Annotated in this window: 14 protein-coding genes and 1 tRNA gene; 8 read left to right on the forward strand and 7 right to left on the reverse strand. The window is 70.6% G+C overall.

Going from position 1 to position 12,452, the window contains the following annotated elements; genetic code table 11:
- Nucleotides 1–4: 4 nt before the first annotated feature.
- A complete protein-coding gene (locus IEY12_RS03820; protein ID WP_188879098.1) occupies nucleotides 5–856 on the reverse strand; it encodes a putative RNA uridine N3 methyltransferase in 852 nt (283 codons plus the stop codon).
- A gap of 214 nt (nucleotides 857–1,070) precedes the next feature.
- Here IEY12_RS03820 and IEY12_RS03825 point away from each other — a divergent pair.
- From IEY12_RS03825 to IEY12_RS03840, 4 genes are all read left to right on the forward strand, one after another.
- Nucleotides 1,071–1,141: transfer RNA gene (locus IEY12_RS03825), tRNA-Gly, on the forward strand.
- A 152-nt stretch (nucleotides 1,142–1,293) separates the two neighbouring features.
- Complete coding sequence (locus tag IEY12_RS03830) at nucleotides 1,294–1,608, forward strand: MTH1187 family thiamine-binding protein (RefSeq protein ID WP_188879100.1); 315 nt, start codon at nucleotides 1,294–1,296, stop codon at nucleotides 1,606–1,608.
- A gap of 124 nt (nucleotides 1,609–1,732) precedes the next feature.
- Nucleotides 1,733–2,668 (forward strand): methenyltetrahydromethanopterin cyclohydrolase, encoded by a 936-nt coding sequence (gene mch / locus IEY12_RS03835; protein ID WP_188879104.1) that lies wholly within the window; start codon nucleotides 1,733–1,735, stop codon nucleotides 2,666–2,668.
- A complete protein-coding gene (locus tag IEY12_RS03840) occupies nucleotides 2,665–3,117 on the forward strand; it encodes a double winged helix-containing putative transcriptional regulator (RefSeq protein ID WP_188879106.1) in 453 nt (150 codons plus the stop codon). Before mch ends, IEY12_RS03840 begins: the two co-directional genes overlap by 4 nt.
- A gap of 3 nt (nucleotides 3,118–3,120) precedes the next feature.
- Here the strand turns inward: IEY12_RS03840 and IEY12_RS03845 are convergent, their stop codons facing one another.
- The gene (locus IEY12_RS03845; RefSeq protein WP_188879111.1) at nucleotides 3,121–4,506 is read right to left on the reverse strand and encodes a GTPBP1 family GTP-binding protein; all 1,386 of its coding nucleotides are present in this window, start codon (nucleotides 4,504–4,506) and stop codon (nucleotides 3,121–3,123) included.
- A 190-nt stretch (nucleotides 4,507–4,696) separates the two neighbouring features.
- Here IEY12_RS03845 and IEY12_RS03850 point away from each other — a divergent pair, with 190 nt between their 5' ends.
- Complete coding sequence (locus IEY12_RS03850; RefSeq protein WP_188879113.1) at nucleotides 4,697–4,891, forward strand: hypothetical protein; 195 nt, start codon at nucleotides 4,697–4,699, stop codon at nucleotides 4,889–4,891.
- Here the strand turns inward: IEY12_RS03850 and pyrF are convergent.
- The 3 genes from pyrF to IEY12_RS03865 are packed head-to-tail and all read right to left on the reverse strand — an operon-like array spanning nucleotide 4,888 to nucleotide 6,570.
- Nucleotides 4,888–5,688, reverse strand: coding sequence for an orotidine-5'-phosphate decarboxylase (gene pyrF, locus IEY12_RS03855; protein ID WP_188879116.1), 801 nt, complete (start codon nucleotides 5,686–5,688; stop codon nucleotides 4,888–4,890). The genes IEY12_RS03850 and pyrF overlap by 4 nt on opposite strands.
- Before the next feature lie 42 nt (nucleotides 5,689–5,730).
- The gene (locus IEY12_RS03860; RefSeq protein ID WP_188879118.1) at nucleotides 5,731–6,129 is read right to left on the reverse strand and encodes a DUF7993 family protein; all 399 of its coding nucleotides are present in this window, start codon (nucleotides 6,127–6,129) and stop codon (nucleotides 5,731–5,733) included.
- Nucleotides 6,130–6,570 (reverse strand): DUF2240 family protein, encoded by a 441-nt coding sequence (locus IEY12_RS03865; RefSeq protein WP_188879121.1) that lies wholly within the window; start codon nucleotides 6,568–6,570, stop codon nucleotides 6,130–6,132. It lies immediately after the preceding gene.
- A gap of 87 nt (nucleotides 6,571–6,657) precedes the next feature.
- Between IEY12_RS03865 and IEY12_RS03870 the strand changes: the two genes are divergently transcribed.
- Nucleotides 6,658–7,032 carry a 30S ribosomal protein S8e gene (locus IEY12_RS03870; protein ID WP_188879127.1) on the forward strand — a complete coding sequence of 125 codons (375 nt, stop codon included), beginning with the start codon at nucleotides 6,658–6,660 and terminating at the stop codon, nucleotides 7,030–7,032.
- 132 nt (nucleotides 7,033–7,164) lie between these two features.
- Here IEY12_RS03870 and IEY12_RS03875 read toward each other — a convergent pair whose 3' ends face one another.
- Complete coding sequence (locus IEY12_RS03875) at nucleotides 7,165–9,390, reverse strand: CDC48 family AAA ATPase (RefSeq protein WP_188879128.1); 2,226 nt, start codon at nucleotides 9,388–9,390, stop codon at nucleotides 7,165–7,167.
- 183 nt (nucleotides 9,391–9,573) lie between these two features.
- On the opposite strand from IEY12_RS03875, the gene larC reads away from it, so the two are divergent.
- The gene (gene larC, locus IEY12_RS03880) at nucleotides 9,574–10,944 is read left to right on the forward strand and encodes a nickel pincer cofactor biosynthesis protein LarC (protein ID WP_188879134.1); all 1,371 of its coding nucleotides are present in this window, start codon (nucleotides 9,574–9,576) and stop codon (nucleotides 10,942–10,944) included.
- Here larC and IEY12_RS03885 read toward each other — a convergent pair whose 3' ends face one another.
- Complete coding sequence (locus IEY12_RS03885; RefSeq protein WP_188879141.1) at nucleotides 10,945–11,670, reverse strand: hypothetical protein; 726 nt, start codon at nucleotides 11,668–11,670, stop codon at nucleotides 10,945–10,947. It lies immediately after the preceding gene.
- Between the two features lie 83 nt (nucleotides 11,671–11,753).
- Here IEY12_RS03885 and radB point away from each other — a divergent pair, with 83 nt between their 5' ends.
- Nucleotides 11,754–12,452 carry a DNA repair and recombination protein RadB gene (gene radB, locus IEY12_RS03890; protein ID WP_188879143.1) on the forward strand — a complete coding sequence of 233 codons (699 nt, stop codon included), beginning with the start codon at nucleotides 11,754–11,756 and terminating at the stop codon, nucleotides 12,450–12,452.

Genomic DNA, 12,452 nt, shown 5'->3' on the forward strand with positions numbered 1-12,452 from the left:
CGTATCACTCCGTGAGCGTCAGGCACGCGAGGGAGGCGAACATCGCTTCTTCAGTTCGCACAACCCCGCTACCCTGGTTCGGGATGGTGTTGAGCCAGACGTCGAACCCCCCGGGAGCGCCGGTGGATGTCGCGGGGTCGAACTCGCTGACCGTCTCGGCGTCGAGGCCGAGCATAGGCGGAAGCCCGCGTTCGGGCGAGCCGAACGCCACGGTCAGTCCGTCCTCGTGGACGCGCTGGGCGAGGTCGCCCACGTTCGCGGTGCCGACTGGCACCCCGAAACGTGAGGTGGCGACCCGGAACCCGGCGTCCGGACGGTCGAGTTCGTCCCCGATTGCTCGGGTGAAGACCTGGAAGCCCGGTGGGGCGTCCTCGGTGATCTTCGCCCGAAGCGGTCGTCGCGAAGATATCCTGATGGTCACGCGTTCCCCCTCCGAGACCTCCATATCGCCGGGGAGGTGGAGAGAGACCGGGTGTTGCATTCCGCAATTGACCCGAACGCGCCCTTCAGGTCCGACCTGGGTCACGATCCCTTCTCGATTCGACCCCGAACCGCTCGATTCGGAGCCGGTCCATGACGAGAGGCGGAGCGGAGGCAGGACACCGGCGTACTCCAGTTCGTCGCGGGTGTCGAAGGCCTCCTTTCGGAGGTACGGTGGCGTCGCGGCGTACCGCAACACCGTTTCGACGAACCCGACGCCCCATCGCCGCTCGCCGTCGCGGTCCGGAAAGACCACGAGGCGGTCGGCCCGGTATATCGCGGCCGCGCGGGCCACGTAGCCGAGTTTGCGAGTTGCCTCGCGTTTGTCCTCGGCTTCCCGGCAGATGGACGACGGCACGAGTACGGTGCGTGTCATGCCTTAGTCGCGTCCACGTCTCGTCACGAGACTGTAGACGTTCTACCGACGGCGCGGTAAAAAGGGTGTTGTTTCGTTCACGCCCCCGTGAAGCGCTCTCACGGCTCTCTCGGCGTCGTTCGCGTGTCACTCCGGACCGTGGGAACCGGCCGAGGGCGCGACTCCGGTTCGAAAGTCTTTTTTATACCCGGCCACTTCGATAGGATGCAGACGCGCACTAGTAGTGTAGCGGTATCACGTGACCTTGCCATGGTCACAACCTGGGTTCAAATCCCAGCTAGTGCACTTCCATCCTCTCGTTCATTACGCCTCTTCGAGCGACGGCGCCGTCGTTCGTGGTTGGTCCGATATCCGGGTCCAGGGAAAGAGGCGTAGTTCTTCTCGCGCGTACGCGCGTAGTCGGTACTGCTATGCGGGCGGGCGCGCTGGACTCGTGCATGACCGTCGTCGCACTTCTGAGCGTCGCACCGGTTCGCGAGGGAAGCATGGCCGAGGACGTCGCGCGCGCCGTCGAGGCGCTCGACGACTTCGAGGTGTCCTACGAGACGAACCCGATGGGGACCGTCATCGAGGCCGGGGACGTCGATACGCTCCTCGACGCCGTCGGTGCGGCGCACAACGCCGTGCCGGGCGACCGGGTGAGCACGTTCCTGAAGATCGACGACAAGCGGACGTCCACGTCGTCGGCGCGCGAGAAGGTCGAGCGCGTCGAGCACGAGCTCGGCCGGCCCGCCGAGCGACAGCGAGACTGAGACCGTCGCGGGGGGCTGCCGAGAGCGATCAATGCGAGAGCGGCCGGTTCCTGTGCTCGACTCCGACTCGCTGGAAAGGACGGAACTGCAAACCCTTTACCGAGAGACGGCCGAATCCGTCGGTATGGAGAGCATCAATCGGATGGCGGTCGAGCTCGCGGACGAGGCCCTCGAGTTCGCGGGGGAACTCGACATCGGCGCGTTCGACCTGGAGAACGGCGCGACGGTACTGGACTTCGGCGTGGAGCACACCGGGGGTATCGAGGCGGGGCTCCTGCTCGCGGAGCTACAGACGGCGGGGCTGGCGACGGTCCAGACCGGGATGGACACGGTCGCGGACGCGCCGTTCACGTTCGTCGAGTTGGCGTGCGACCGGCCGGACCTCGCGTTGCTCTGCTCGCAGAAGGCGGGCTGGGAGGTCTCCGTCGACGGCTTCGAGGGGCTGGGCTCGGGGCCGGCGCGCGCGCTCGTCGCCGAGGAGGCGGAGTTCCGCGAACTCGGCTACACGGACGCCTTCGACCTGACGGCGCTCACGCTGGAGTCCGACGTCCTCCCGGACGAGCGCGTCGCACAGGTGGTCGCCGAGCGCGCGGAGGTGAACACGGAGGGCGTCTACCTCCCGGTCTATGCGGCGGGCTCGATTGCGGGGAGCGTCTCGGCGGCGGCGCGTGCGGCGGAGATGGCCGTCTTCCGGCTCTTCGAGGCGGGCTACGATCCTCAGTCGGTGCTGTCGGCGACCTCTCGCGCGCCGGTCGCGCCGGTCGCCGGCGAGGAGGAGACGGCTATCGCGCGCCAGATGGACGCGCTCGCGTACGGCGGCGAGGTCTCCCTCACGGTCGCGGAGGACGACGCGGAGGCGTTCGAGGCGGTGCCGTCGACGGCGGGCGAGGAGCACGGCCGGCCGCTCGGCGGCGTCTTCGACGACGTCGAGTGGGACTTCTCCGAGGTGGCGGCGGGCGTCTTCGGCCCGGCGTCAGTAACCGTAAACGTCGTGGGCGGCCCGACGTACGCGCTCGGTGAGACCGACGAGGCGGTGCTCGCGGAGTCGTTCGGCGTGTGAGGTGGACGGCCGTTCCGCCGGCTCCGGACGCGCTCTCCGCGCTCGCGGCTCTCCGGGCGGCCCTTCCCCGGGAGCCCGACGCGGGCGCCGACTGCTGTGCGCTCGTCCTCGGGGCGGACGCCGACGTCACGGTCCCGGATCGACAGACGGCGGCGGAGTGGCTCGTCTTCCTGCGCGCGCTCGGTCTCGCGCGCGAGTCGGGCGGGACGTACGCGCGGACGGACGCGCCCGTCGAGCGCGACGCGCTCGGCGAGGCGTTCCTCGAGAACGTCCACGGCGCGCGCGAGGTCGTGACCGCGCTCGACGCGGACGCGCCCCTGCCGGCGGCGGACGTGGCGTCGCGCGTGCCCGCTCGCGTGCGCGAGAAAGGCTCGGTCGGTCGGTTGCTCGACTGGGCGGTGCTGTTCGGGCTCGCGGCCGAGCGCGACGGCGGTTACGTGCGGGCGTAGCGCTCAGTCGAGGATCTCGGTGACGGTACCGACGCCCTTGCTGGAGCCTTCGCGGAAGACGAAGCGCTGGCCCTCCTCGACGACGTAGGGCCGGAACTTGAACTCGATTCGAGCGGTGCCGGTGTCGCCGGGGAGGAGTTGGCCGCCCTCGGGGTGGAATCGCGCGGCCTCGCTCGCAGTTTCGAGGTGGACGACGGGCTCGTAGCCGGCGTCGATCCTTGTGGGGTGGTTGAGCACCATGACGTCGGCCTCGAAGGCCCGGACGGGCGTCGGGTCGGCGTCGCGGGGGAGGAGCGCCATGCCGCGCTCGACCTCGCTCTCGCGGACGCCCTTGAGCGCGATGCCGACGATGCGGCCGGCTTCGGCGCGGTCGACGCGGTGGTAGTGCATCTCGATGCTGCGGACTTCGACCTCGCGGAAGGAGCCGTCGCCGAACGGGCCGAGGAGGAGTTCGTCGCCGGCTTCGACGGTGCCGGACTCGATGGTGCCGGAGGCGACGGCGCCGACCCCGGTGACCTTGTAGGAGCGGTCGACGTAGAGGCGGAAGTCGCCACCAGCGGCGGCGGTCTTCGGGAGGCGCGCGAAGAGTTCGTCGAGGACGTCGAGGCCGGCCTCGTCGACGGCGCTGGTGCGGACGATCGGGACGACGGCGTCGTCGGTCTCTTCGACGGCGGCGTCGACGCCGTGGCGTGCGACCGGGAGCGGGGCGCGCCCGGTCGTGCGGAGGAGGCGTTCGACCTCGCGTTCGACCTCGTTGACGCGGTCGGCTTCCTCGACGACGGCGGCGCGCTCGTGCTTGCGGTGTGGGTTCTCGACGCGGACGGGGCCGTCGCCGTCGAAGCCGTAGACGCCGTAGGAGAGGTCGGCCGAGAGGCCGCGTTCGACCTCGTGGGGCTGGACGTCGAGGAAGCCGCGGGTGTCGCCGTCGCCGTCGTCGGCGCGGCCGGTGACGAGCGAGCCGACGAGCGTGGATTTGCCGTGGTCGACGTGGCCGGCGGTGCCGACGATGATGTGGTCGTCGTCGGCGGTGAGCGTGCCGCCGTCCCGAACGGTGGCGACGCCGACCAGTCCCTCGCCGTCGGTCCCCCACGTCTGGACGTCGTCGATGTGGGCGCCGGCTTCCTCGGCGAGGAGGCTGAGGACGTCAAGCGTCTCGGAGAAGACGTCGGCGTCGACGCCGGCGATGCCGCCGTCGTCGGTGACGCCGACGACGTACTGGGCTTCGCCGTCGCCCGAGAGGACGCGGTGGCGCAGTTGTGCGGCGAGGCTCTCGAGGCGCCCGTCGGCGAGGTGGACGTCGCGGCTGAGGCGTTCCTTGAACTCGACGTTGCCGCCCTCCTGCTCGCCGCGCTCGAGCGCGCGATGCAGGACGGACCGGTCGACGCTCATGGGACTGTGTTAGGGACCGTCTACCAAAAGCCTTCCTCGGGTGAGGGCTCCGGAGGCCTCACGAGACGTCCGGAGGGGCGCCCTCGGCGGCGTTTTCGACGGGAGCGCCGTCTCGCCCACGAGCGGGGAGCGGCGGCGTCCACGCGGTCGACCCGGGCATTGATGTGTCAGCGCGCTCTCCGGAAAACCGATGAGTGTCACCGGTCTCTGCCAGCTCTGTGAGTCCGCCGAGGCGCGGTCCGCGTGCGACCGCTGTGGGGCCGTCGTGTGCCGGGAGCACTACGACGCGGAGCTCGGCGTCTGCACGGAGTGCGCGGCGGAACAGCGGCGGTCGAGCGGTGTCACTAGGGACGACGAGGGGCCCGGGTTCACGGGGCCGCGTTAGCGGTACTCGTTGAGGCGGTCGCGCAGGCGCTTGGCGGCCTCGCCGGCGGCGCGGTCCCAGTGCTCGGTGTCCTCGCCCGCGAAGATGATGCCGCGCGTGGAGTTGACGACGCCGACGCCGTCGGCCGTCCGGCCGTGCTCGACGGCGGCCTCGACGTCGCCGCCCTGTGCGCCGACGCCCGGCACGAGGAACGGGAGATCGGGCGCGATTTCGCGTACTCGTTCGAGTTCGTCGGGGCGCGTCGCGCCGACGACGAGGCCGACGTTCCCGTGCTCGTCCCACTCCGCGATGCGGCGCGCGACGTGCTCGTAGAGGTACTCCTCGTACGAGGCGAGTTCGAGGTTCTGGAAGTCCTTCCCGCCGGGGTTCGAGGTGCGACAGAGGACGAAGACGCCCTTCTCCTCGCGCGAGAGGAACGGTTGGAGGCTGTCCCGACCCATGTAGGGGTTGACCGTGATGGCGTCCGCGCGGTCGAGCGCCGTCGCGTACTGGCGGGCGGTGTTCCCGATGTCGCCGCGCTTCGCGTCGAGGATGACGGGAACGTCCTTCCCGTGCGCGTACGCGATGGTCTCGTTGAGCGCGCGCCACCCGTCCGGGCCCTCGTAGAAGGCGGCGTTCGGCTTGTAGCAGGCGGCGTACTCGTGGGTGGCGTCGATGATGCGGCGGTTGAACTGCCAGCGCGGCAACTCGGCGTCGCGGACGTCGTCGGGGAGGCGGTCCGTATCGGGGTCGAGACCGACGCAGACCATCGTGTCCCGCGCCTCGATGCGCGCGGCGAGGTCGTCGAAGAAACCCATACTCCCGGATGCGTCGGGCGTCCGCCTAAACGTACTGTTCCGCTACGCGCCGTTCGGGTCCGTCCCCCGACCGGCGAGCGCGGCCTCGAAGACGTCGAGGACGCGCTTTGCGTGCGCACCGTTCTCGACGAAGACGAGGAGCGCGGGCGGCGTCGCGGCACGGGGGCGCGCGCGGAGACCGGCGTCGTCGGCGGCGCGCGTCGCGGCGTCCAGCCCGACGAACAGTTCGACGCGGGCGCGCTCCGGCTGGACGAACACGGTGGCGACGCGCTCATCGCCGCGCGTGACGGCGTAGGCGCGCGCGCCCTCGGGCGTCGCCTCGACGTCCGGGTCGGCGTCCGTCACCGTCACGTCGGCGAACGGCCCGAGCTCGCGACCGGTGAGTTCGGAGGCGAGGAGTTGGGCGATGCGGACGCCGTCGGAGAGCTCGCGCTCGACCATTCAGAGGTCCTCCGCGGCCTTCGCGGCGGCGTCGTCGACGGTGAGACCCTCGCGGCGCGCGTGGAGGACGGCGGCGACGTCGGCGGTGACACCGAGGTCCCGCTGGAGCGCGTTCACGGCGGCGACGGCGTCCTGTCGCTCGGCACCGTCGGCGACGAGCGCGTCGAGCGCCGTCTCGAAGGCCGAGCGCTCGCGGAAGAGCGATTCGTCGGGCGTGAACTCCTCGGGGACGGTGACGGCCTCGGTGTCGAAGGTCGCGACGAGGTCGCCGTCCTCACGCGTGAGGAGGCCCTCGCCGGTGGCGACGTCGATGAGGCGTTTCGCCTGATCGGGGCTCATCCAGTCCCGATCGAGCGAGAGGGCGACGACGAACTCGTGCTCGCCCAACCGGTCGCGTCCCTCGGAGACGAAGGGCGCGCCGACGGCGACGCGGAGGCTCATGGTCACCGGGAGGTGGCGCGCCGCCTAAAGACGACGGGTTCCCGTCGGACCGAACGGTTTTAGTACGTAACGACGCCATTTCCCGGTATGCAGAACCAGGGCCGCTCCAAGCGCACGAAGACGGGTGCGCGAACTCGCCCCCACTCGAAGAAGAAGAAGCACGAACTCGGTCGCTCCCCGACGGAGACGACGCTCGACGAGCCCCGCTTCCGCGTCGTCGACTCCCGCGGTGCGGGCAAGAAGGTCCGCGCGCTCTCCACGGACGTCGCGAACGTCACCGAGGACGGCGAGACGACGCGCGTCACCATCGAGGACGTCGTCGAGAACGACGCGAACCCGAACTACGCCCGCCGGAACATCATCACGAAGGGCGCCGTCATCGAGACGGACGCCGGCCGCGCGCGCGTCACCTCCCGCCCCGGCCAGAACGGGCAGGTCAACGCCGTCGTCGTCGACGAGTAACCCACGACCGCGTTTCTGCCGTTCTCCCATCGCGTAGCGACGCCTCCAGCGAAGCGTTCGAGGCGACGAGCATCGAAGGAGAGAGGAGGGGTCTCGTTGAAGCGGTGACCGCGCCGAGCGCAGCAAACGGCTCTACTGGAAGCCGATGTGGCCGCCCTCTCTGCGGCCCTGGCCGGGCGAGTTCCCGCCCTTGAACTGCTCTTCGACGTCCGCGTAGTAGTCGAGGAGGTCGTCGGTGATGGTGGGCCGGACGTTCTCCATGGCCTTGCGGAAGTGGCGCATCTCGACTTCCTCGGCCGAGTCGTCCTCGCGGAGCGCCTCGATGGCGGCTTCGCGGGCGATGGACGCGATGTCGCTACCGACGTAGCCATCGGTGATCTCGGCGAGCTCGCGGAGGCTGACGTCGGGCGCGAGCGGGATGTCCTCGGTGTGGATCTCGAGGATGCGCGCGCGGCCCTCGACGTCGGGCTGGCCGACCATGACCATGCGGTCGAAGCGGCCGGAGCGGATGAGCGCTGGGTCGATGATGTCGGGGCGGTTCGTCGCGCCGATGACCATCACCTCGCCCATCTCCTCGAGCCCGTCGAGCTCGGTGAGGAGCTGGTTGACGACGCGCTCGGAGACGTTGTTCCCGACGTCCTGCCCGCGACCCGGGGCCAGCGAGTCGAGTTCGTCGAAGAAGACGACGGTGGGGCTGACCTGCCGGGCCTTGCGGAAGGTCTGGCGGATGGCCTTCTCGGACTCGCCGACCCACTTCGAGAGGAGCTGTGGGCCCTTCACGGAGATGAAGTTGGCGTTCGTCTCGTTGGCGACAGCTTTCGCCATGAGCGTCTTCCCGGTGCCGGGCGGCCCGTAGAGGAGGACGCCGTTCGGCGGGTCGATGCCCATGCGTTCGAACTTCTCCGGCGAGTTGAGCGGCCACTCGACGGACTCCTGGACGTTCTTCTTCGCGTCGGTGAGCCCGCCGACGTCGTCCCACGACATCTTCGGGAGTTCGACGAGCACCTCGCGCATCGCGGAGGGCTCGACTTCGCCGAGCGCGCCGCGGAAGTCCTGGCGCTTGACGATCATCCGGTCGATGAGGCTCGGCGGGATGTCCTCCTCGTCGAGGTCGATCTCGGGGAGGTAGCGCCGGAGCGCGCGCATCGCGGCCTCCTTGCTGAGGCTCTCGATGTCCGCGCCGACGAAGCCGTGGGTCTCCTCGGCGAGGTGACTGAGGTTGACGTCGTCGGAGAGCGGCATGCCGCGCGTGTGGATCTTGAGGATCTCCTCGCGACCCACCTCGTCGGGGACGCCGATCTCGATCTCGCGGTCGAAGCGACCCGGCCGCCGGAGCGCGGGGTCGACGGCGTCCACGCGGTTCGTGGCGGCGATGACGATGACTTGGCCGCGACCTTCGAGGCCGTCCATCATCGTGAGGAGCTGGGCGACGACGCGGCGTTCGACCTCGCCGGTGACGTCCTCGCGCTTGGGCGCGATGGAGTCGAGCTCGTCGATGAAGATTATGGAGGGCGAGTCGTCCTTCGCGTCCTCGAAGATCTCCCGGAGTTGCTGTTCGGATTCGCCGTAGTACTTGGAGATGATCTCGGGGCCAGCGATGGAGAAGAAACTCGCCGACGTCTCGTTCGCGACGGCCTTCGCGAGCAGGGTCTTCCCGGTGCCGGGCGGGCCGTGGAGGAGCACGCCCTGTGGCGGCTCGATGCCGAGCTTCTGGAAGATCTGCGGGTGCTTCATCGGGAGTTCGACCATCTCCCGGACGCGCTGGATCTCGTTCTGGAGGCCGCCGATGTCCTCGTAGGTGATGCCGCCGCCGGTGCGTTCGAAGCCGCTGATGGGCTCCTCGCGCAGCTCGACGTCGGTGTCCTCGGTGATGAGGACGACGCCCTCGGGCTCGGTCTCGACGGCGATGAGCGGGATGGCCTGTCCCGGCGAGCGCATGAACGGGTGGTTCGTGGAGGACATCACGGGGACGATGTCGCGCGAGACGACGGGACGCTTGAGGATCTGGCGCTTGACCATGCCGGCGGCGTCGCTGCCGAACTGGACGGACGCCTCCTCGGGGGGCGCGAGGACGAGCGAGTCGGCCTTCTCGGCGTCGGCCTTCCGGATGGTGACGCGTTCGCCGATACCGACGTCGGCGTTCTGGCGGGTGAAGCCGTCGATGCGGACGGTGTCGGTGTTCCAGTCCTGCCGGTCGGCACGCCAGACCTTCGCGGCGGTGGTCTCGGCGCCCTCGATCTCGATGATGTCTCCCGGGCTGAGCTTCAGGTGCAGCAGCGTGTCGGGGTCGAGGCGCGCGATGCCGCGCCCCGAGTCGTTCGGGTACGCTTTCGCGACCTCGAGTTGGACTTCGTTCATTGTCTCTTATGTCCGATGGGGGGAGATTCTCGCCGGCGCGGGAAAGCACTTCCCCCGACGGCGAGGACTATGTGTCACAGTATCACACCCTCGTACATATCGCTGACGCTCGAACGGATTCCGGCCGGTGTCGATGGCGCTCGGATGGCCACGTTTTTCGCCGCCGCGCCCCCTCCTCGAACCATGACCACGCTCGCTTTCGACGGCCGGACGGGCGCGAGCGGCGACATGCTGCTCGGCGCGCTCGTCGCCGTCGGCGCCGACCCCGCCGTCCTCGCGCCCGTCGAGGACGCCCTCGACGTGACGTACGACGTCCGGACGGTGACGAGGCGCGGCGTCCGCGCGACGAAGGTGACGGTGCGCCACGGGGAGGCGTCGGAGGACCGACGGCCACGCGTCCACGACGACGGGGGCCACGGCCACACGCACGGCGACGCCGAGGAGCACCACCACTCACACGACGGCGAAGCCGACCGCGGCCACGCTCACCACGACCACGACGACGCCGAGGGGCACGGGCCGAACCGGAGCTATCCGGAGGTCGTCGCGGTCGTCGAGGCGATGGGACTGCCCGAACCCGTCGAGGCGGACGCGCTCGCGACGTTCGAGTTGCTCGGGCGCGCGGAGGCCGCCGTCCACGGTACGGACCTCGAGGCGACCCACTTCCACGAGGTCGGCGCGGACGACGCCATCGCGGACGTCGTCGGGGTCTGCCTCCTCCTCGCCGACCTCGACCCGGAGCGCGTCGTGACGACGCCCGTCTTCGCCGGTGGTGGCGAGGTCGAGATGAGCCACGGCGTCTACCCGGTGCCCGCGCCCGCCGTCGTCGAACTCGCCGAGCGCGCGGACTGGCGCCTCGTCGGGGGTCCCGCCGACACCGAACTCCTCACGCCAACGGGGGCGGCGCTGCTCGCGCATCTCGCCGAGGGCGTGGACGAGACGCCGGCGATGCGGGTCGACGCGTCGGGCTACGGCGCGGGGGCGAAGGACCTCCCGAACCGCCCGAACGTCCTGCGGGCGGCGCTCGGCGCGGAGGCGGCGGACGCGGGTACGCGTGCGGAAGACGGAGCACACGCGGGACACGCCGACGAGAGCGGCCTCGTCCGCGACGACGTCGTGGTGCTGGAGACGAACCTCGACGACGCGACGCCAGAAGTGCTGGGCGGGCTGCAGGAGACGCTCGCCGACGCGGGCGCACGCGACGTCTCCGTGCTGCCGGTGACGATGAAGAAGTCCCGGCCCGGCCACCTCGTGAAGGTGGTGACGAAGCCGGCGGACGCCTCGCGCGTCGCGCGCCGCCTCGCCGAGGAGACGGGAACGCTCGGGATCCGCGAGTCGGGCGCGCGCCACCGCTGGATCGCCGAGCGCGCCTTCGAGACGGCGGAGCTGGAGGTCGACGGCGAGGCGTACGCGGTGTCGGTGAAGGTCGCGAGCGACGCCGACGGCGAGGTGTACGACTACAGCGCGGAGTACGACGACGCGCACGCGGTCGCGCGGGAGACCGGCCTCCCGGTTCGGGAAGTGATGCGTCGCGCCGTCGAGGCCGTGCGGTAGCTACCCCTCGCGGTGGCGCTCGAGCGCTTCGTCGAGCGTGAGTTCGCCCGTCGCCACTCGGCGCGCGAGCTCCTCGGTGATGGTGCGGTTCTGCGCGGAGCGCTCCCGCGAGCGCTGCTTGATGACGTCGAGTTCGCCCGCCGTCGGTTCGACGGTGCGCTCGCCGACGACCTCGCCCTCCAAGCGCGCGATGTTGACGGCGGCGAGCACGTCGTCCATCCCGCGCGCGCCGCGCCCGAGATACGGTGTGGTGCCGGTCTCGTCGACGAGCTCGACGGTGACGTCGTCGAGGCCGTCGATGATGCGCGCGCCGTGAATCCGGGCGCCGTCGCCGACGCGAACGAGCGGGTCGGGGTCGTCCGCGACTTCCTCGCGGACGACGGCCGCCGCGTCCTCGACGGGGACGTGGAAGACGGCGACGACGAGGTCGCCCGAGAGGACGGCGATGCCGGGACGCGGCCCGGGGTCGACGCCGACGACGGTGCGGCCGCCGTGCCCCCGCAGGAGCGTGAGGGCTTCCTCGACGGCGGCGCGCGGGTTCCCGGGGTCGGCGACGACGACGTCGACGGCGACCGAGAGGTCGTCGTCGGGTCCGGCGATGACCACGTCCGCGTCCTCCGGGAGGGCACCCCCGGGTTCGACGGTGGTGAAGGCGGCCCCACGGTCGCGGAGTTCGCCGACGACCTCGTGGTACACTTCGAAGTCCGCGGTGGCGACGACGATCACTGTCCCGTAGTCGCACAGCGGAGCGGAAAAAGCCTACCGGGGTACCGGGGTGTTTTTCCGGCGAGCCACACTACGAGCGAGCGATGGAACCACTGACGACGGGGTGTGCGCCGCTGGACGCGCTCCTCGGCGGCGGCGTCGAGCGCGGCGCGGTCACGCAGGTGTACGGGCCGCCGGGCGCGGGGAAGACGAACGTCGCGCTCTCGACGGCCGCGCACGCCGCCGCCGCGGGCATGACCGTCGTCTACGTGGATACGGAGGGGCTCTCGGCCGAGCGCTTCCAGCAGGTGCTCTCGGCCGTCGCGGACGACCCCGACCGGGCCGCCGAGCGCATCGTCGTCAGCGAAGCGTACGACTTCGACGAGCAGGCCGAGGCCGTGAAGGACACCGAGGGGTTCGCGGAGCGCGCGGACCTCATCGTCCTCGACTCCGCGACGGGGTTCTACCGTCTGCGGCGAACCGAAGAGGGCGGCGAGGACGGCGAGGCGCTCCGCGACGTCGCCAGACAGGTGACGCACCTCCTCTCGCTGGCGCGGCGACACGACCTCGCGGTGCTCGTGACGAACCAGGTGTACACGGACCCGGAGGCCGAGCGGACGCGACCGCTCGGCGGGCAGACGCTCGAGCACTGGACGGCGACGGTCGTCCGCTTGGAGCGCTTCCGGGGCGACGCCCGGCGCGCGGTCCTCGAGAAGCACCGCGCGAAGCCGACCGGGGAGCGCGCGCGCTTCTCGATCACGGACGCGGGCATCGAGGCGGCGGGCGACGGCACGGGCGTCTAG

Source organism: Halarchaeum grantii, assembly GCF_014647455.2.
Lineage (GTDB): Archaea > Halobacteriota > Halobacteria > Halobacteriales > Halobacteriaceae > Halarchaeum > Halarchaeum grantii.